The following is a 17,879-nucleotide window of genomic DNA, read 5'->3' on the forward strand; positions in this document are numbered from 1 at the left end:
CGTAGCCGAGTGGGCCGGCACCCCCGCCGGCCGCGCGCGGGACCCGGGCTCCCCCACCGGGCCCCGCGCGGCTTCCCCCTCCCCGGTTACGAACCGGCCTGCGCCGGCACCGGCTTGACCCGGAACAGCGTGCCGCCGACCTGCCCGACCAGCTCGTGCCCGTCAAGCATCAACTCGGGCGCGATTCCCTCCTGGACAGGCGTCTTGGGCAGCTTCACCGTGCCCCGCCACCGCACCGCCCCGCTGTCCAGGTCGAGGCCCGCCAGCTTCCCGTCCGGGCCGAGGTAGTACGCCACCCGCCGGCCGATGTCGATGACGGGGTCGGAGGCCAGCTCCCTGGTCGTGGGGTCGCCGGTGTCCTCGGCGCGCAGCGTGAAGCCGAGCTGCCGCTGCCACATCCGCTTGCCGGTCCCGGCGTCGTACGCCACCGCCCGGCCCGCTCCACTCGAACCCACCAGGACGCCGTCCGCGACCGGGCCCATGGTGATGCCGTCGGCCTTGTGCCGCGACACGTCACCCGTGCCCGTATTGACGCGCACCAGGTCGAAGCGGCCCTTCTTGCCGATGTCCTTCCCGTTGGCCGCCGCGGCGAGCAGGACCGTATCCCCGTCCACGCCGACGCGTACGGACTTACCGGCGAACGTCGCGACCGTCTCCGCCGCGCCCGTCTTCGGGTCCAGCCGCACGACGCTGCTGCGCTGCGGCGCCTTGTCGCCGGACGGCGAGCAGGTCAGATACGGCACGTCGCCGATCACCGCGCGGTCGCAGTCGGCCTGCTTCCAGCGGTGCGACCACAGCACCCGGCCGGTCTTGCCGTCCAGCGCCTTGACGCTCTTGAAGCTCGGGGTGTTGGCGAGCACCTTGTCGCCGAACAGCACGGCGGAGATGCGGTCGCGGTGCTCGTCGGCGAGCTCCTGCCGCCACAGCTCCTTGTGGCTGCCGACGTCGACGGCGACCAGGTCGGTGCCGGCGCGGCTGCTCCCCGGGGCGTGATCGGCGAAGGTGTACAGCACCCCGTCGCGTACCCCCGGCAGCACCGCGGCGGGCGAGCCGCCGCCGTCCGCGACCTTGGCCTTCCGCGTCCACGCGAGCTTTCCGGTGGCGGGGTCCACGGCGTAGGCGTCGTATGCGTCCCCCTGGCAGTAGACGGCCCGCGGACCGATCGCGCAGGCGTCCCAGGCATTGCCGGGCAGCGCCGTGCGCCACAGCACGCCGCCCTCGGTGCTCGGCTTCGCGGGCGGCTGCGTGCGGCCGCCGCCGGGGCCGGTGGCCAGCACCGTACCGACGCCGAGGCCGGTGAGGGCGAGGGCCATGCCCAGCGCCCGGGCCGCGTTCCGGCGCCGCCGTCGGCGGACGATGCGCTCGACGGCGCCCGCGGGCCCGGGCGGGCCGTCGGGGTGCCAGCTCTTCAGGGCATCGCGGACGGCGTCGTCCAGCTGGTCGGTGGTCATGCGCGGGCTCCCTTCGGGGTGTTGCCGAATGATGCTTCGGGTGCGGGGGTCACCGGATCGCCGCCGCCGAGCTCGGGCGCGAGCGCCCGCAGCCTGGCCAGCGACCGGTGGGTGGTGCTGCGTACGGTGCCGATGGAGCAGCCGAGGGTGGCGGCGACCTCGCTCTCCGACAGGTCCTCGAAGTAGCGCAGCACCAGCACCGTCCGCTGCCGCGGCGTCAGCCGCGCGAGCGCCTGCCGTACGGCGATCCGCAGGTCGGCGGCGCCGGTGCCGTCGGCGACGCCGGCATCCCTCGGCGGCGCGGCGAACGTCGGCTCGCGCAGCGGGCGGCGCAGCCGCCAGCGGCTGACCTGGTGCCGGTACATGACCTTGCGTACATATGCCTCCGGGTCGTCGATGTGCCGCCAGCGGCCGAGCGCCTTCATCAGCGCGATCTGCACCAGGTCCTCCGCCTCGTGCAGATCGCCGCCGGTGAGCAGGTTCGCCAGGCGCAGCAGGGCGGACCACCGGGCATCGACGAAGTCCCGGTAACTCTCGCTGTCCTGTAGGTCCATGGGTCCCTCCCGTTCCCTCACGCCGTCAAGGACGCGGGGGGTGACGGCAATCTATGCCTGCCGCGTTCGGGCAGTTTTCCGAATCTTCATGTCCGGGCCCCTGTCGGCACCTTGACAATCCGTGGCGGCAGAGAAGAGATTGACGCGCGTAGACCGTACGGCCTTGTCACCGCCCGTTTCACCGTCCCTTCGCCGCCGGAGGCCCACCGTGCGCAACCGCCCACCCCTGTCCCGCCGCACCCTCACCCTGGCCGCCGCCACCGCCACGGCGCTCACCGCCGGCCTCGTGGTCGCCCTCCCCTCCGCCTCCGCCGCGGAGATCCGCATCCACGACATCCAGGGCCCGGGCCGCCAGTCCCCGCTCGCCGGCCAGTCGGTCGCGGACGTGCCGGGCGTCGTCACCGGCGTGCGCGGGTACGGGTCCGCGCGCGGCTTCTGGTTCCAGGACCCGGACGGCGACGGCGAAGCGGCCACCAGCGAGGGCGTGTTCGTCTTCACGGGCAGTACGACCCCGACGGTCAAGCCCGGCGATTCGATACGGGTCTCCGGCACCGTCACGGAGTTCGTCCCCGGCGGCGCCTCCTCCGGCAACCAGTCCCTCACCCAGCTCACCAGGGCCACGGTGACCCCGGTCGCCGCGGGCGAGGAGATACCCGCGCCCGAGCACCTGACCGCCGACGAGATACCCGACGCCTACACCGCCGACGGCGACCTCAACTCCCTCCCGCTGCGGCCGGACGCCTACGCCCTGGACCGCTACGAGTCCCTCGAAGGCATGAACGTCGCCGTGGCGGACGCCCGCGTCGTGGGCCCCACGGACGCCTTCAAGGAGCTGTGGGCCACCGTGAAGCCGGACGAGAACCCCACCCGCCGCGGCGGCACCCGCTACGGCTCGTACACCTCGCAGAACGGCGGCCGGCTCCAGATCCAGCAGCTGGTCCCGATCGCCGAGCACCCCTTCCCGAAGGCGAACACCGGCGACATCGTCACGGGCACCACCGAAGGCCCCCTCGACTACAACCAGTTCGGCGGCTACACCCTCGCCTCCCGCACCCCCGTCGAGGTCGAGGACCGCGGCCTGGAGCGCGAGAAGACCCGCAAGCAGGACCGCGACCAGCTCGCCGTCGCCACGTACAACGTCGAGAACCTCGACCCGACCGACCCGCAGACGAAGTTCGACCGCCTCGCCGCGGCCATAGTCGACAATCTCCGGAATCCCGACGTCATCGCCCTGGAGGAGGTCCAGGACGACAACGGCGCGAAGGACGACGGCACCGTCTCGGCGTCTCAAACGCTGACGAAGCTCACCGACGCCATCGTGGCCGCCGGCGGCCCGCGCTACGCGTGGCGGCAGATCGACCCGGCCGACAAGAAGGACGGCGGCGAGCCCGGCGGCAACATCCGCCAGGCCTTCCTCTTCAACCCGGACCGGGTCTCCTTCACCGACCGCGCGCCGGGCGACGCCACCACTCCGACGGCGGTGACAAAGGTGAAGGGCCGCGCGGCGCTGACCCACTCCCCGGGCCGCATCGCCCCGGCGGACGAGGCGTGGGCGGACAGCCGCAAGCCGCTTGCGGGGGAGTTCGTCTTCCGCGGCCGCACCGTTTTCGTCATCGCCAACCACTTCTCCTCCAAGGGCGGCGACCAGAGCCTGACCGCGGCGACGCAGCCGCCGAAGCGCTCGTCGGAGACCAGGCGGGCCGCGCAGGCGACCCTGGTCAACGCCTTCGTGAAGGACATCCGCAGCAAGCAGAAGTCCGCCCGCACGGTGGTGCTCGGCGACATCAACGACTTTGAATTCTCGGCGACGACGAAGGCACTCACCGCGGACCGGGCGCTGCGCCCGGCGGCGTACGACCTGCCGCGCGCCGAGCGCTATTCGTACGTCTACCAGGGCAACTCGCAGATCCTCGACCAGATCCTGGTCAGCCCGACGATCGCGGACTTCGCCTACGACGTGGTGCACATCAACGCCGAATTCCACGACCAGGACAGCGACCACGACCCGGGCGTGCTGCGCTTCGAGCCGTGAGGAACCGTGTAGAAGAACTGCGAAGTGTGAAGTAGAAGAACTAAGTAGACCTTCGCAAAGGCACAGTCTGACACTGTGCCACATGACCCTCACCCCCTTCGGCCGGACGGCCGCCGCAATGATCACGCCGTTCCACGCCGACGGCTCGCTCGACCTCGACGGGGCGTCGCGGCTCGCGGACCACCTGGTCTCCGCGGGCTGCGACGCCCTGGTCCTGAGCGGGACCACCGGCGAGGCGCCGACCACCACGGATGCCGAGAAGGCGGAGCTGGTACGGGCCGTGGTGGCGGCCGTCGGCTCAAGGGCCGTCGTCACCGCGGGAGTCGGCACCAACGACACCCGCCACTCAGTGGAACTCGCCCGCCAGGCCGCGGCCGCCGGCGCCCACGGCCTCATCGTCGTCACCCCGTACTACTCCCGCCCCACCCAGGACGCGATCACCGACCACCTGCGCACGGTCGCGGACGCCACCGACCTGCCGGTGCTCCTGTACGACATCCCGGGCCGCACGGGCACCGGCACGGCGCTGTCGTACGACACGCTGCTCCGGCTGGCCGAACACCCCCGCATCCTGGGAGTGAAGGACTGCGCGTACGACCCCCTGAAGTCGGCACGCGTCCTGGCCGCCACGAACCTCGCCTACTACTCCGGCAGCGAGGAGAACAACCTCCCCCTCCGCGCCATCGGCGCCGTGGGCTTCATCAGCACGGTCGCCAACGTGGCTCCCCGCGAGGTCATCGGCATCCTCGACGCCTTCGACGCCGGCGACACAACCGAGGCCGCCCACCGCCATCAGGCCCTCGCCCCGCTGGTTGATGCGGTGATGTCGGCGGGCGTAGGCACGGTCATGGCAAAGGCCCTGCTCCGCACCCAGGGCCTCCCCGCAGGCCCCGTACGCGGCCCCCTCAAGGACGCGGACGCGGCGCAGACCGCCGCGCTGCTGGAGCAGCTGCGGCGGTCCGCGCCGGGCGCGGAGCTGGTCAGGGCCGCTGCGTGAAGACCGGGGTCCAGCGGCCGGGGGCGGCGTCGTTCCGGCCGCGGGAGCCGGTCAGCGGGATGGTGGTCTCCTTGGTCGTCGCCGACCCAGGCGAGCAGCTGCTGCCCCGGGACGGTCTTCACGGCCTTCCCCGTCTCCGGGTCGAGCAGCGACGAGCCGGTCTTCTCGCCCCGCTCCGCGAAGTCACCCCGTTCTGCAGCAGGTCCTCCGCCGCGGCGCGGTCACCGCCGCTGAGCAGGAGCGCAAGCTTGAGCAGAATGCTGGATCTGGACTCCGTTGGTAAGCACCGGTGCTATCCAGGAAGACGCTCGCGGGGGCGCGCCACTATGCGTCGGGTTTCCGGAGGCTGTACGGGCCAGCCTGCTGCGGGTGCGGCGGCGCGGGCTGGGGCCGCTGCTCCGCCTCGCGGGCGGCGAGCACGTCCCGTACGAGAAGGGTCGCGCCGGCGACCGCGCCCGGCATGACGAAGACGGCGACCAGCGGGATGAGGAAGAGCAGGACCAGGGGGACGCCGAAGCCCAGGGCCAGCATCTTGCGGCCGCGGAGGAGGGCGAGGCGCTCACGTACGGCGATGCCGCGGCGCTGCATGGCGACGGAGGTGAGTTCGACGGCCAGGAAGAAGCCGGAGACGGCGAAGCCGATGGCGGGGATGACGGTCTGGCCGATGACGGGGATGAAGCCGAGGAAGAAGAGGGGGATGGTGAACATCAGGGCGCGGGAGAGGACGTAGAGGCTCTCCTTGGCGGAGATCCACAGCTCCCGCCACAGACCCGCCCGCGGCTGGTCGTCGGGCGCCCCGCCCTCCGAGGCGTCGACCTGCTCCGACAGCTTCTCGTAGAACGGCTCACCGATCAGCAGCGTGACCGCGGTGAAGCTGAGCACGGCCAGCGCGATGCCGCCGACCAGCAGCAGCGCCATGAACAGCCCGCGCAGCACGCCGCGCCAGGTCTCGGACCAGCCGTCGGCGAAGGGCGTGGCCCAGGCGGCGATGTCATCGGCGAAGACTCCGAGCGTGACAAGCGCCGCCACGAACAGCACGAACGCCACCAGCCCGGGCAGCAGCCCGAACCCGTACCACCGCCCGTGCCGCGCCATCCACCGCTGCCCCTTGCCGAGATATGAGAGCCCGGCCCTGAAATCACGCATGCCCCGCACCCTAGCGGGGCGCGGGGCAGGCGGGAGCGGCGCGGATCAGTTGTGGCTGTGCAGGACGTCGTTGAGGCCGCCCCATTCGGCGTTGTTCGGGACGGCCTGGACGGCGCCGGTGACCGAATTGCGGCGGTAGAGGATGTTGTCGGCGCCGGACAGCTCGCGGGCCTTGACGACCTGGCCGTCGGGCATGGTGACCTTCGTGCCGGCGGTCAGGTACAGGCCCGCCTCGACGACGCAGTCGTTGCCGAGCGCGATGCCGACGCCGGCCTCGGCGCCGACCAGCGAGCGCTCGCCGATCCGCACCCGCTCGGTGCCGCCGCCGGACAGCGTGCCCATGGTGGAGGCGCCGCCGCCGATGTCCGAGCCGTCGCCGACGACGACGCCCGCGGAGATGCGGCCCTCGACCATCGAGGTGCCGAGGGTGCCGGCGTTGAAGTTCACGAAGCCCTCGTGCATGACCGTGGTGCCCGCGGCGAGGTGCGCACCCAGGCGGACGCGGGAGGCGTCGCCGATGCGGACGCCGGCGGGGGCCACGTAGTCGGTCAGCCGCGGGAACTTGTCCACGCTGTTCACGGTGAGGTGCAGGCCGTCGGCGCGGGCGTTCAGCCGGACCTCCTCCAGCTTGTCGACCGGGACCGGGCCGAGGCTGGTCCAGGCGACATTGGCCAGCAGGCCGAACTGCCCGTCCAGGTTCAGGCCGTGCGGCTGCACCAGGCGGTGCGAGAGCAGGTGCAGGCGCAGGTAGACGTCGTGGGCGTCGGCCGGCTTCTCGGCGAGCGAGGAGATCACGGTACGGACGGCGACGATCTCCACGCCGCGGCGCGGGTCCGGGCCGACGGCCTTGGGCGCGGCCGCGCCGAGCAGCTCGGCGGCGCGCTCGGCCTCCAGCCGCTCGGTGCCGGCGGGGCCGGGCGCGTCGACCAGCTCGGGGGCCGGGAACCAGGTGTCCAGGACGGTGCCGTCCGCGGCGACGGTGGCCAGGCCTGCGGCGACGGCGCCGGTGGTGGTGAGGGTGTCGTTCGTAGCAGTCACGCCCCTGAACCTAACCGGACGGGGGGTCGAAGAGCGAACCGGTCTCGGACTGCGGGCGTCGCAATGCCGGCCCCTAGTGCGCCCCGGCCAGGTTGAGCACCGCCACCCCCGCGATGACCAGCCCGATCCCGAGGAACTTCGCCGCCGTCGCCGACTCCCCCAGGAACAGCATCCCGATCGCCGCGATCACCGCCGTGCCCGCGCCCGACCAGATCGCGTACACCGTCCCCACCTCGAGCGTCTTCAGCGTCTGCGCCAGCAGCCAGAAGGACACGGCATAGCCGAGCGCCGTGCCGAGCGACGGCCACAGTCTGCTGAACCCGTCGCTGTACTTCATCGAGGTGGTGCCCAAAACCTCCGCCAGAATCGCGCCGCTCAGGGTCAGATAGATCATGTCCCGAGCGTACGCAGCCGGGGTCGCCGCCAGGGGCCGATCAGTCCAGAACCGGCTTCCTCGCCGCCGCCGGCACCGACTCGACACCGTCACCGAGCCGCCGCCCCGCCACCAGCACCACAACCCCCGCGACCGCGGCCAGCCCCGCGCACACCTCCCACAGCACCCCGGGCGCCGCCTCGTACAACCCGCCCCCCAACGGCGGCGCCAGCACCACGCCGCTCACCGACACCCCCGCATACAGGCTCTGGAACCGCCCCTGCAGCCCCTCCGGCGCCTGATCCGCCACGTACGCCGTCGCCGGGGTCTTGTACAGGATCTCCCCAGCCGTCAGCAGCAGCATCATCCCGATCGCCGTGCCGAGCACCACCCCGGCGGCGAGCACCGCATACCCCGCCCCGACCAGCAGCAGCCCGCCGCCGATGATCCGCAGCGGCTCGCGCTTGCGCAGCGCCAGCGTCGCGGGGAGTTCGAGCAGCAGGATCACCCCGCCGTTGATCGCGATCAGCCAGCCGTAGACGTGGGTGTCGAGGCCGTGTTTGCCGAGGTCGACGGGGAGGGTGGAGTACTGCTGCCGGTAGACCGTGTCCGTAACCAGAATCGCCGCGAGCAGGAGCAGCACCCGGGGGCGGGCGCGAAGTGCCGCCCACACGCCGGGCTTTGGGCCGCCGGAGTCCGCGTTACGGGCCCGGCGCCGCCCCTCGGCCGGCAGCACCCGCGCCAGATACGCCGCGACGACCAGCACCGCGGCGCCTTCGGCGGCGAAGAGCCAGTCGTACGACACGTACGCGATGAGCAGCGCGCCGACCGGCGGGCCGACCGTGACACCGGCGTTGGCCGCCAGCCGCCACACCGCGAAGGCCTGCCGCCGCTCGCCCTCGGGCACCACGACCGCGACCAGCGCGGCGCTCGCCGCGCGCATGGTGCCGCCCGCGTATTGGCCAAGCGGCAGCGCTACGTACAACAGCGCCAACGGCAGCACCGGCAGGCTGAGATACGCGAGCCCGGTGACCGCCGCCCCCGCGATCAGCGTCCGCCGGTGCCCGAAGCGGTCGCCGAACCAGCCGCCGGTGAAGTTCCCGGCCACCATGCCCGCGCCGCCGATGCCGCTGAGCACGCCGGCCTGGGCGACGGGGAGGTCGCGGGCGTCGGTGAGATAGACGAAGAAGTAGATGAAGGTGAAGGAGACGAGATGCTGGAGAAAGGTCGAACCCGCCAGCAGCCAGACCGTCTTCGGCACATTCCGCAGCGTGCGCAGCATGCTCTCGAAAGACCCCCGCCCATAGTCCGTTCCGAGTCCTGGTGCGGAACGGACTATGACAGACGGCGTTTGATCAGTGCATGCCGGGGACCCAGATCGTCCAGTCGTAGTAGTCGGTGCCGGGGAGCTTCCGGGAGGGCGAGGGGCTGGGCGCGGGGGCGCCTCCGCCGCCGGAACTGGAGCCGCCGGAGCTTGAGCCGCCCGAGCCGCCGTCACCGCCGGAGCCGCCGCCGCTGGTGCCTCCGGAGCCGTCGGATCCACCGCCGGTGGAATCGCCGCCGGTGGAACCTCCACCGGTCGAGCCGCCGCCCGTCGAGCCCCCGGCTGAGCCGCCGTCCGAGCCCGCGTCCTCCCCGCCCTGCGGCCGGGCGCCGTCGCCGCCCGCGGCCTGCTGGGTGGCAGGCTGCTTGTCGCTCTCGGCCTTGCCGGCGTCGTGATCGGGCGACGACTCCTTCTTCTTCTCGCCCGCGGCGCTGCTACTCGGTGCGGTGGGCTCCGCCGACCCCCCGCCGGACGGAGCGCCGGAGAATGTCTGCACCCCCTCCCCGGAATCCGCCTGATCCTGATGCGCCTGCGATGGCCCATCGGGCCCCTGCACCGCGAGAACCCCGAAGGCCACGCTGGCCGCCAGCACGACACCGACCGCGGCCCGGATGACCCACCGCTCAGCCCCGGGCTGCTCGTGCGGATCGAGCGCGGGGGTGGCGGCGGCCATGGCGGCCTTGGCCTGCTCCGGCGGGACGAATTCCGCGAGTACGGCGGGGAGGAGGGCGGTGTCGCGGTCGGCGGGGGCGGAGTCGGGGTCGGGGTCGGGGTCGGCGTCGGGGCGCGGGTTTGGCTCGGCCGCATATTCGGCCTCCGCCAGCTGTCCCACCCAAGCAGCCGCCGAAACGGCGTCGATGAGCTCCGCCGCTTCGTCCACCTCCTCGTACGGTCCCCCGCCCCCACTCGCAACTCCGGCCGTCGCCGCCCCAGTCCACCCCAGCGCATCCGCCTCCACCACGGCCGAAGTCGCCGACCCCTCCAGCGCATACGACTCGGTCCAGGCGATCACCGCATCCGCATACCCCTCCGCAGCGTCAAAGCCCTCCAGCGCACCCCGCGCCGTAGCCTCATCCCGCAGATCGCCCCCACCCGCGCACAGGCACAGCCCGGCCGACAGCGCCGCGTCGTAGATATTCATCGGATCCCCGACGGCCCCCGCACCGCCCGCACCCTCGCCGACCCCGTCGCGGCCCCCGGAGGGAATGCGCGCCGCCCGGATCCCCCAAAGCGCCCACACCGACGGATCGAACCCCATCGGCCCGACCCCCCGCTCCGGACCGGCCGCGCCGGCGGCCATCGTCCCGGCCTCGTCGAGCGCCCCGCCCCGCGCGTGCTCGGACGCCACCATCCCCATCCCGGCCAGGAGCTGCCACCCGATCCGGCTCTCGGGATACGTCACCATCAGGCTCGCCTCAGCGTGCCGGTAGGCCGCCAGCGCGTTCGCGGGGATGCCTACGTGTGCCGGAAACGCCGGCACCTGCGCCGGATCGCCCGAGGCACCAGAGGCACCCGACAGGGGCTCCTCGGGAGGCAGTTCGGTATGGAATGGCCGGGGCTCCTGCTGCTCGTTGTCGGTCACGTTCCCTCCGGCACCGCTTCTTTGCGACGACTTTGCGACTACGTCGCACATCGCACTGGCGCAGCGGAACGTACTTCCGGCAACTATGCAGATCAATGGGTTACTTGGAACTCTCATCACCCTTAGGCGAAGATTGTCACCGCCCTCAGCAATTCGAACACCGCTCTTGTCACGCGATCAGCGTCCGCTTAGGCCGTACGACGCAGAATTCATTCCCCTCCGGATCCGCCAGCACGACCCACGACTCCTCCCCGGTCTGCCCGACATCCACCCGCCGCGCCCCGAGCCCGATGACCCGCTCGATCTCGGCGTCGCGATCCTCGGCGGTGGTGGTCAGGTCGAGATGCAGCCGGTTCTTCACCCGTTTCGGATCGCTTACGGGCATGAAGCAGAGGCCGGTGGGCGCATCCTCGTACGGCCCGACGACGATCTCCCGCTCCCGTACGGACAGAATCCGCCAGCGCAGCACCTCGGCCCAGAAGCGGGCGAGCCGCGGCAGGTCGTGCGTGTCGATGACGATGTGGTGCAGCTGCAGGGGCATGTGCTTCTGCCTTAACTCGGCGGCTCGCCGGTGAGCTTGGCCAGCTCGGTCTGGAAGTGATCCAGGCGAGCCTGAAGCAGCGCGGCCTCGGCCGCAAGCTCCACGACGCTGCTGCCGTCGGAGACACCGCTGCCGCCCGAGACGCCGCCCCCGGAGCGTGCCGCCCCCGCCCCCTCCGCGAACCGCACCCGCAGCCCTTCCCCACCCAGCCGCGCGAACTCCGCCGGCGCAACGGCGGTCCGCGCCCCCGCACACCCCACACACGCCGGCTCCACCGCCAGCCACCCCGGCCGCCCCCACCCCGCATCGGCGAGCACGGCCGCGGGCCGCCCGCAGCGGCACGGCCCGACCGTCGCCGTACGCACCCGCTGCCGCGCATAGCGCAGCCCGCGCTCGAAGCGGATGTACCGCCCGAGCACGCTGACCTGCAGCAGCACGGCGCTCCGATGCTCAGCGGTCGCCGTCAGCCCCGCGGCTTCCGCCCGCGAGCTCAGGCAGTGGAACCCGCAGTCGCAGCGCCGCGACGGCGACGCATGCCGCCGCCCGTAGGCGCAGCGGGCGTCAGCGAGCACCCCGTAGGGCCGGCCGCCGCCGAGGGACACCCCCAGGAACGCGGCACCGCCGCCGTCCTGGGACAGCAGCGGGTACGCGATCTTGTAGCCGATGGGCGGCTGCGCCGGACGCTCCTCGGGCAGCCGCAGCTTCATCGGGCGGCGGCGGGCGCTTCGACCGGAGCCTCGGCTGCCGTCTCCGTACGCTCCTCGGCGACGGGCGCCGCGCTCTCCTGCTCGTCCGCGATGACGATCTGCTGCTCTTCCGCGATACCAGTGGCTACTGCCTTGCCGAGCTTCATGACGGTCCTCCGTACGTGACGGTCCTGGCTGTCTCGGTTCGGATTCCTCATGGTGGCTCACCTGGGACGTTTCGCCAAGAGGGCATACCGGCACAGAGGGGTGCCAGGTAGGGTGTCCCGGAAATCAATCGGGGACGGGAACACAGGAGCGAACGATGACGCAGTACCCGGGCTGGGGCCCACAGGACGGCCAGCCAGGCCAGTGGCCACCTCCTTACGGCTACGGCGGCCCCTACGCCCCCGGCCCGTACGCCCCGCTCCCGCCCCTCCCCCCGAAGCCCGGCGTCATCCGCCTCAACCCGCAGGGCCTCGGCTTCGGTGACGTCTTCGGCGGCGCCTTCGCCACCTTCGCCCGCTGCTGGCGCTCGTACGCCGCCGTGGCCGGCGCCCTCTTCGGCCTGACCATCCTCCTGACCGGCATCCTCGCGCTCATCGGCTGGCTGACCGCGGCCGACGCCTTCGGCAACGTCTTCGACCACGACAACAACCGGGACGCCTCCGGCGCGGACATCACATCGGTGGTCCTCGTCCTGGGCGGCGCCGGGCTGATCCTCTTCCTCGTCTCGCTGTTCTTCGCGGGCGCCCAGTCCGCGCTGGCCTACGCCACCCTCGAAGAAGCAGTGGTCGGCCGCCGTCTCACCCTGGGCGAGGCCTGGCGCCGGGCCCGCTCCCGGGCCTGGTCGGTCGTCGGGGTGATGTTCCTGACCGGCCTGCTGGCACTGATCCCCTTCATCGCCGCGGCCGCCATCCTGACGCCGACGTGGATCGCCCTCCACGACGGAGGCGGCGGCGCGATCGCCGGAGCCGTCGCGCTCTCCGTCCTGGTGGCGCTGGGCCTGGCGGCCGCACTGGCCTGGCTCTGGGTGCGCTTCGCACTCGCCCCGGCCGTCGCGGTCATCGAACACCAGGGCCCGGCGACGTCCCTGCGCCGCTCTGCGACCCTGGTCCGCGGCTCCTGGTGGCGCACCTTCGGCTTCCTGCTGCTGGCGGGCCTCATCGCGCAGTCGGCGTCCTACATCCTCGCGACACCCCTGCAGATCGTCGGCAGCATCGCCGGCGCGGCCACCGACGACGCCGCCGCCGTCTGGATCCCCCTGACCCTGCTCCTCCTCATCGCCAGCTTCGTGGGGAGCGTGATCGTCACGTTCTTCCCGCCCCTCATCGCGGGCCTGCTGTACGTGGACCGCCGCATCCGCAAGGAAAACCTCCTCCCGGAGCTTCTGTCCGCCGCCGGCGTGCCCACGGGTGAGGGTCAGCTGTGTCCGGCTACGCCCGCCGCCGTCGATGTCGTCCAGGGCGATACGGGTCGTGATGGGCTCCGGCACCCCGTGCGCGGGCATCGGTTCGGACGTGAGCACGAGCAGCCGCGGCACGGCCAGCTCAGCGATGCGGTTGCGCATCCAGAAGCGGCTGCCATCGACCGCCTGAACCAGGCAGTAGTCGTACCGGCCGCCAATCCACGGCTCGACGGTCACCGTGTCACGCGGGGTTTCGAAACCCTCCGGGGCAAGCCACGCCGCCACATGATCGGGATCAGTCAAAGCCGCATGGACGAGCGAGCGCGGCGCATCGAGGACCCGGACCACGAGGGGATCCGGGTCGGATTGATCCGATGCGGCCGCGCTCGGCGGTGGTGAACTCACACGTTGAAGCCCAGCGCGCGCAGCTGCTCGCGGCCCTCGTCGGTGATCTTGTCCGGGCCCCACGGCGGCATCCAGACCCAGTTGATCTTCAGGTCCTTCACGATGCCGTCGGTCGCGGACTTCGCCTGGTCCTCGATCACGTCGGTCAGCGGACAGGCCGCCGACGTCAGCGTCATGTCCAGCGTCGCGATGTTCTCGTCGTCGATGTGGATGCCGTAGATCAGGCCGAGGTTGACCACGTCGATGCCCAGCTCGGGGTCGACGACGTCGTACAGCGCCTCGCGGACCTCGTCCTCGCTCGCGGGCTTGGCCTCTACGGTGCCGGTGTCACTCATGCGGGGGTCTCCTTCAGCGCCTGGGCGGTGGCGTCCTTCCATGCCATCCAGGACAGCAGCGCGCACTTCACGCGCGCCGGGTATTTCGAGACGCCGGCGAACGCGACCGCGTCCTCCAGCACCTCCTCCATGGCGTCGTCGGGCTCAATCTTGCCCCGCGACTGCATCAGCTCCAGAAAGACACTCTGGATCTGCTGCGCCTCGGCGAGTTCCTTGCCGACCAGCAGGTCATTGAGGACGGACGCGCTGGCCTGGCTGATGGAGCAGCCCTGGCCCTCGTACGACACGTCCTCGATCCGCTGGCCGTCGAGCTTCACGCGGAGCGTGATCTCGTCGCCGCAGGTCGGGTTCACGTGGTGCACCTCGGCGTCACCGTCCCGCAAGCCCCGGCCGTGCGGGTGCTTGTAGTGGTCCAGGATGACGTCCTGGTACATCGAATCCAGCTTCACGCGTCCATCCCTTAACCGAAGAAGTTCCGTACGTACTCCAGCCCCTCGACGAGCGCGTCGACCTCGGCCGGCGTGGAGTACAGATAGAACGACGCTCGCGTGGTCGCAGGAATTCCATAGCGGAGGCAGACCGGCCGCGCGCAGTGGTGGCCGACCCGTACCGCGATGCCCTGCTCGTCCAGGACCTGCCCGACGTCGTGCGGGTGGATGTCGCCGAGGGTGAAGGAGATCGCGGCGCCGCGGTCGTCGGAGGTCACCGGGCCGATGATCTTGAGGTCCGGGATCTCCTGCAGCCGCTTGACCGCGTACTCCGTGATCGCGTGCTCGTGCGCGGCGATCTTGTCCATGCCGATCGAGGACAGGTAGTCCACCGCGGCGCCGAGGCCGACGGCCTCGGCGATCGGGGGCGTGCCCGCCTCGAATTTGTGCGGCGCCGGGGCGTACGTCGAGGAGTGCATCGACACCGTCTCGATCATCTCGCCGCCGCCGAGGAAGGGCGGGAGGTCCTCCAGGAGCTCCAGCCGGCCCCACAGCACGCCGATGCCCGTCGGGCCGCACATCTTGTGGCCGGTGAAGGCCACGAAGTCGGCCTCCAGCGCCTGTACGTCCAGCACCGCGTGCGGCGCCGCCTGCGAGGCGTCGATGACGACCAGCGCGCCGACCTCCTGGGCGCGGCGGACGATCTGCTCGACCGGGTTGACCGTGCCGAGGATGTTGGAGACCAGCACGAAGGAGACGACCTTGGTCTTCTCCGTGATGATCTCGTCGATATTCGACAGGTCCAGCCGGCCCTCATCCGTCAGGCCGAACCACTTCAGCTTCGCGCCCGTGCGCTGCGCCAGCAGCTGCCACGGGACGATGTTGGAGTGGTGCTCCATCTCCGTGATGACGATCTCGGTGTCCGAGTCGACCCGGTAGGGCTCGTCGGCCCAGCCGAGCATGTTGGCGACCAGGTTGAGCGACTCCGAGGCGTTCTTGGTGAAGATCACCTCGTCGCGGCTCGGCGCGTTGATGAAGTCCGCGACCTTGTCGCGGGCTCCCTCGTACAGCGCCGTGGCCTCCTCGGCGAGGACGTGAACGCCGCGGTGCACGTTGGCGTTCGACGCCTCGTAGTACGCGTTCATGGCGTCCAGGACCTGGCGCGGCTTCTGCGAGGTCGCCGCGTTGTCCAGGTACACCACCTTCTTCCCGTCGTGGACCTCGCGGTCCAGGATCGGGAAGTCCTTGCGGATCAGATCGGTGTCGAGGAGGCCGCCCCCCGGCTGCAGTGTCACTCGGAAGAACCACCCTTCACGTAAGCCGCGTAGCCCTCTTCCTCGAGCTTGTCCGCCAGCTCCGCGCCGCCGGACTCGGCGATGCGGCCGTCGGCGAAGACGTGCACGTAGTCGGGCTTGATGTAGCGCAGGATGCGGGTGTAGTGCGTGATCAGCAGGGTGCCGACCTCGCCGGACTCGCGGACCCGGTTGACGCCCTCGGAGACGATGCGCAGCGCGTCGACGTCGAGGCCGGAGTCGGTCTCGTCGAGGATCGCCATCTTCGGCTTGAGGAGCTCCAGCTGGAGGATCTCGTGGCGCTTCTTCTCGCCGCCGGAGAAGCCCTCGTTGACCGAGCGCTCGGCGAAGGACGGGTCCATGTTGAGGCGCTCCATGGCCTCCTTGACCTCCTTCACCCACGTACGCAGCTTGGGGGCCTCGCCGCGGATGGCGGTGGCGGAGGTGCGCAGGAAGTTGGAGACCGTGACGCCGGGGACCTCGACCGGGTACTGCATGGCGAGGAAGAGGCCGGCGCGGGCGCGCTCGTCGACGGACATCTCGAGGACGTCCTCGCCGTCGAGGGTGACGGTGCCGCCGGTGATCTCGTACTTCGGGTGGCCGGCGATCGAGTACGCGAGGGTCGACTTGCCGGAGCCGTTCGGGCCCATGATCGCGTGGGTCTCGCCCTGCTTGACGGTCAGGTCGACGCCCTTGAGGATCGGCTTCTTGGCGCCGTCGGCCTCGACGGAGACGTGCAGGTCGCGGATTTCAAGCGTTGCCATTGTGCTTCAGGACTCCTGGGTGAGGGAGACGAGCACATCGTCCCCATCGATCTTTACGGGGTATACGGGGACGGGGCGCGTGGCGGGCAGCCCGGAGGGCTTTCCCGTACGCAGGTCGAAGGTGGAGCCGTGCAGCCAGCATTCGATCTGGCAGTCCTCCACCTCGCCCTCGGAGAGCGAGACGTTCGCGTGCGAGCAGATGTCGTAGATCGCGAAGACCTCGCCCTCGGTACGGACGACCGAGACCGGCGTGCCGTCGAGCTCCACCCGTTTCGGGGTGTCGTCCTCCAGCTCTGCCAGCCCGCAGGCGCGTACGAAGGTGGCTTCCGTCATGCGACCGACGCCTCCAGCTCCGCCTCGATCTTGGCGATCAGGCGCTCCTCGATGTCGTCGATGCCGATCTTCTGCACCAGCTCGGCGAAGAAGCCGCGGACGACCAGGCGGCGGGCCTCGTCGGCCGGGATGCCGCGCGCCATCAGGTAGAAGAGCTGGTCGTCCTCGAAGCGGCCGGTGGCCGAGGCGTGGCCGGCGCCGACGATCTCGCCGGTCTCGATCTCCAGGTTGGGGACCGAGTCGACCCGGGCGCCGTCGGTGAGGACGAGGTTGCGGTTCAGCTCGTACGTGTCGGTGCCCTCGGCCTGCTTCTGGATGAGCACGTCGCCGATCCAGACGGCGTGCGCGTCCTGGCCCTGCAGCGCGCCCTTGTAGGCGACATTGGAGCGGCAGTGCGGGGCATCGTGGTCGACGAGGAGGCGGTGCTCCTGGTGCTGGCCCGCGTCGGTGAAGTACAGGCCGTAGAGCTCGGCCTCGCCGCCGGGGCCCGCGTAGTGCACCCGGGGGTGCAGCCGGACCACGTCGCCGCCGAAGGTGACGACGACGGACTTGAAGGTGGCGTCGCGGCCGACCAGCGCATTGTGCTGGGAGCAGTGGACGGCCGTGTCGTCCCAGTCCTGGACGGAGACGAAGGTGACCTTCGCGCCGTCGCCGATGAGGAAGTCGACATTGGCGGCGCGGGCGCCGTCGCCGGTGTGGTCGACGACGAGGACGACCTCGGCGAAGGCGCCGATCTCGAAGACGGTGTGCCCGAAGGTGGTGCCGCCCTCGCCGTGCAGGTGCAGCCGGACCGGGTCCTTGAGGACCGCGTCCTTCGGGACGGAGATGACGGTGGCCTTCTCGAAGGCCGAGTAAGCCTGGGCGGCGACCCGGTCGACAGGCGTGCCCGCCTTGCCGACCCGGGCGTCGTCCCGGCCGACCTGCTCGACGGTGACGCCGTCGGGGGCATCCACCTGGGCCTTGATGGAGCCGTCGGCGGTGGCGGTGCCGTCGTGGAGGCCCTTGAGGCGCTCCAGCGGCGTGAACCGCCACTCCTCCTCGCGGCCGTGCGGCACGGGGAAGTCCGCCACGTCGAACGAGGGCGGTGCACTCATTCGAGTGGCAACGGTGGACTCCGCCGCCACCGCGAGGGATCCGGAGGTGGTGGCACCTGCCGGGATGGTCTGGTCAGCCATGGCTGTCGTCGTACTCGC

Annotated in this window: 19 protein-coding genes; 2 read left to right on the forward strand and 17 right to left on the reverse strand. The window is 71.3% G+C overall.

Going from position 1 to position 17,879, the window contains the following annotated elements; genetic code table 11:
* Positions 1 to 86: 86 nt before the first annotated feature.
* A complete protein-coding gene (locus ACNNMR_RS08655; RefSeq protein WP_419993947.1) occupies positions 87 to 1,451 on the reverse strand; it encodes a PQQ-binding-like beta-propeller repeat protein in 1,365 nt (454 codons plus the stop codon).
* Positions 1,448 to 2,005 carry a SigE family RNA polymerase sigma factor gene (locus ACNNMR_RS08660; RefSeq protein ID WP_419993948.1) on the reverse strand — a complete coding sequence of 186 codons (558 nt, stop codon included), beginning with the start codon at positions 2,003 to 2,005 and terminating at the stop codon, positions 1,448 to 1,450. Before ACNNMR_RS08660 ends, ACNNMR_RS08655 begins: the two co-directional genes overlap by 4 nt.
* 208 nt (positions 2,006 to 2,213) lie before the next feature.
* On the opposite strand from ACNNMR_RS08660, the gene ACNNMR_RS08665 reads away from it, so the two are divergent.
* Positions 2,214 to 4,037, forward strand: coding sequence for an endonuclease/exonuclease/phosphatase family protein (locus ACNNMR_RS08665; protein ID WP_419993949.1), 1,824 nt, complete (start codon positions 2,214 to 2,216; stop codon positions 4,035 to 4,037).
* Positions 4,038 to 4,119: 82 nt separating this feature from the next.
* Positions 4,120 to 5,034 (forward strand): 4-hydroxy-tetrahydrodipicolinate synthase, encoded by a 915-nt coding sequence (dapA, locus tag ACNNMR_RS08670; protein WP_419993950.1) that lies wholly within the window; start codon positions 4,120 to 4,122, stop codon positions 5,032 to 5,034.
* A gap of 324 nt (positions 5,035 to 5,358) precedes the next feature.
* Here the strand turns inward: dapA and ACNNMR_RS08675 are convergent, their stop codons facing one another.
* The 15 genes from ACNNMR_RS08675 to sufD all read right to left on the reverse strand — a co-directional run bounded on the left by ACNNMR_RS08675 (position 5,359) and on the right by sufD (position 17,861).
* On the reverse strand, positions 5,359 to 6,180 hold the full coding sequence (locus tag ACNNMR_RS08675; RefSeq protein ID WP_419993951.1) for an EI24 domain-containing protein: 822 nt from the start codon (positions 6,178 to 6,180) through the stop codon (positions 5,359 to 5,361).
* Positions 6,181 to 6,225: 45 nt separating this feature from the next.
* Positions 6,226 to 7,218 (reverse strand): 2,3,4,5-tetrahydropyridine-2,6-dicarboxylate N-succinyltransferase, encoded by a 993-nt coding sequence (gene dapD, locus ACNNMR_RS08680; protein WP_419993952.1) that lies wholly within the window; start codon positions 7,216 to 7,218, stop codon positions 6,226 to 6,228.
* 73 nt (positions 7,219 to 7,291) lie between these two features.
* The gene (locus tag ACNNMR_RS08685) at positions 7,292 to 7,612 is read right to left on the reverse strand and encodes a DMT family transporter (RefSeq protein ID WP_419993953.1); all 321 of its coding nucleotides are present in this window, start codon (positions 7,610 to 7,612) and stop codon (positions 7,292 to 7,294) included.
* 40 nt (positions 7,613 to 7,652) lie between these two features.
* Complete coding sequence (locus tag ACNNMR_RS08690) at positions 7,653 to 8,930, reverse strand: MFS transporter (protein WP_420000297.1); 1,278 nt, start codon at positions 8,928 to 8,930, stop codon at positions 7,653 to 7,655.
* Between the two features lie 16 nt (positions 8,931 to 8,946).
* A complete protein-coding gene (locus ACNNMR_RS08695) occupies positions 8,947 to 10,497 on the reverse strand; it encodes a hypothetical protein (protein ID WP_420000663.1) in 1,551 nt (516 codons plus the stop codon).
* A gap of 169 nt (positions 10,498 to 10,666) precedes the next feature.
* Positions 10,667 to 11,038, reverse strand: a complete 372-nt coding sequence (locus tag ACNNMR_RS08700) for a VOC family protein (RefSeq protein WP_419993954.1) — start codon at positions 11,036 to 11,038, stop codon at positions 10,667 to 10,669.
* 11 nt (positions 11,039 to 11,049) lie between these two features.
* A complete protein-coding gene (locus tag ACNNMR_RS08705; protein ID WP_419993955.1) occupies positions 11,050 to 11,745 on the reverse strand; it encodes a hypothetical protein in 696 nt (231 codons plus the stop codon).
* Entirely contained in the window at positions 11,742 to 11,942 is a 201-nt protein-coding gene (locus ACNNMR_RS08710) for a hypothetical protein (RefSeq protein ID WP_419993956.1), read from the reverse strand. The genes ACNNMR_RS08705 and ACNNMR_RS08710 overlap by 4 nt, the downstream gene beginning before the upstream one ends.
* Positions 11,939 to 13,597 carry an SRPBCC domain-containing protein gene (locus ACNNMR_RS08715; protein ID WP_420000298.1) on the reverse strand — a complete coding sequence of 553 codons (1,659 nt, stop codon included), beginning with the start codon at positions 13,595 to 13,597 and terminating at the stop codon, positions 11,939 to 11,941. Before ACNNMR_RS08715 ends, ACNNMR_RS08710 begins: the two co-directional genes overlap by 4 nt.
* A complete protein-coding gene (locus ACNNMR_RS08720) occupies positions 13,531 to 13,869 on the reverse strand; it encodes a metal-sulfur cluster assembly factor (protein ID WP_419993957.1) in 339 nt (112 codons plus the stop codon). The genes ACNNMR_RS08715 and ACNNMR_RS08720 overlap by 67 nt, the downstream gene beginning before the upstream one ends.
* Positions 13,866 to 14,318, reverse strand: a complete 453-nt coding sequence (gene sufU, locus ACNNMR_RS08725) for a Fe-S cluster assembly sulfur transfer protein SufU (protein ID WP_419993958.1) — start codon at positions 14,316 to 14,318, stop codon at positions 13,866 to 13,868. Before sufU ends, ACNNMR_RS08720 begins: the two co-directional genes overlap by 4 nt.
* 11 nt (positions 14,319 to 14,329) lie before the next feature.
* Positions 14,330 to 15,592, reverse strand: a complete 1,263-nt coding sequence (locus ACNNMR_RS08730) for a cysteine desulfurase (protein ID WP_419993959.1) — start codon at positions 15,590 to 15,592, stop codon at positions 14,330 to 14,332.
* The gene (gene sufC / locus ACNNMR_RS08735) at positions 15,589 to 16,353 is read right to left on the reverse strand and encodes a Fe-S cluster assembly ATPase SufC (protein ID WP_419993960.1); all 765 of its coding nucleotides are present in this window, start codon (positions 16,351 to 16,353) and stop codon (positions 15,589 to 15,591) included. The genes ACNNMR_RS08730 and sufC overlap by 4 nt, the downstream gene beginning before the upstream one ends.
* Positions 16,354 to 16,359: 6 nt before the next feature.
* A complete protein-coding gene (locus ACNNMR_RS08740) occupies positions 16,360 to 16,686 on the reverse strand; it encodes a non-heme iron oxygenase ferredoxin subunit (protein ID WP_419993961.1) in 327 nt (108 codons plus the stop codon).
* Positions 16,683 to 17,861, reverse strand: coding sequence for a Fe-S cluster assembly protein SufD (gene sufD, locus ACNNMR_RS08745; RefSeq protein WP_419993962.1), 1,179 nt, complete (start codon positions 17,859 to 17,861; stop codon positions 16,683 to 16,685). The genes ACNNMR_RS08740 and sufD overlap by 4 nt, the downstream gene beginning before the upstream one ends.
* Between the last annotated feature and the right edge of the window lie 18 nt (positions 17,862 to 17,879).

Origin of the sequence: Streptomyces boninensis, assembly GCF_048572725.1 — a bacterium.
Taxonomy (GTDB): Bacteria; Actinomycetota; Actinomycetes; order Streptomycetales; family Streptomycetaceae; genus Streptomyces; species Streptomyces boninensis.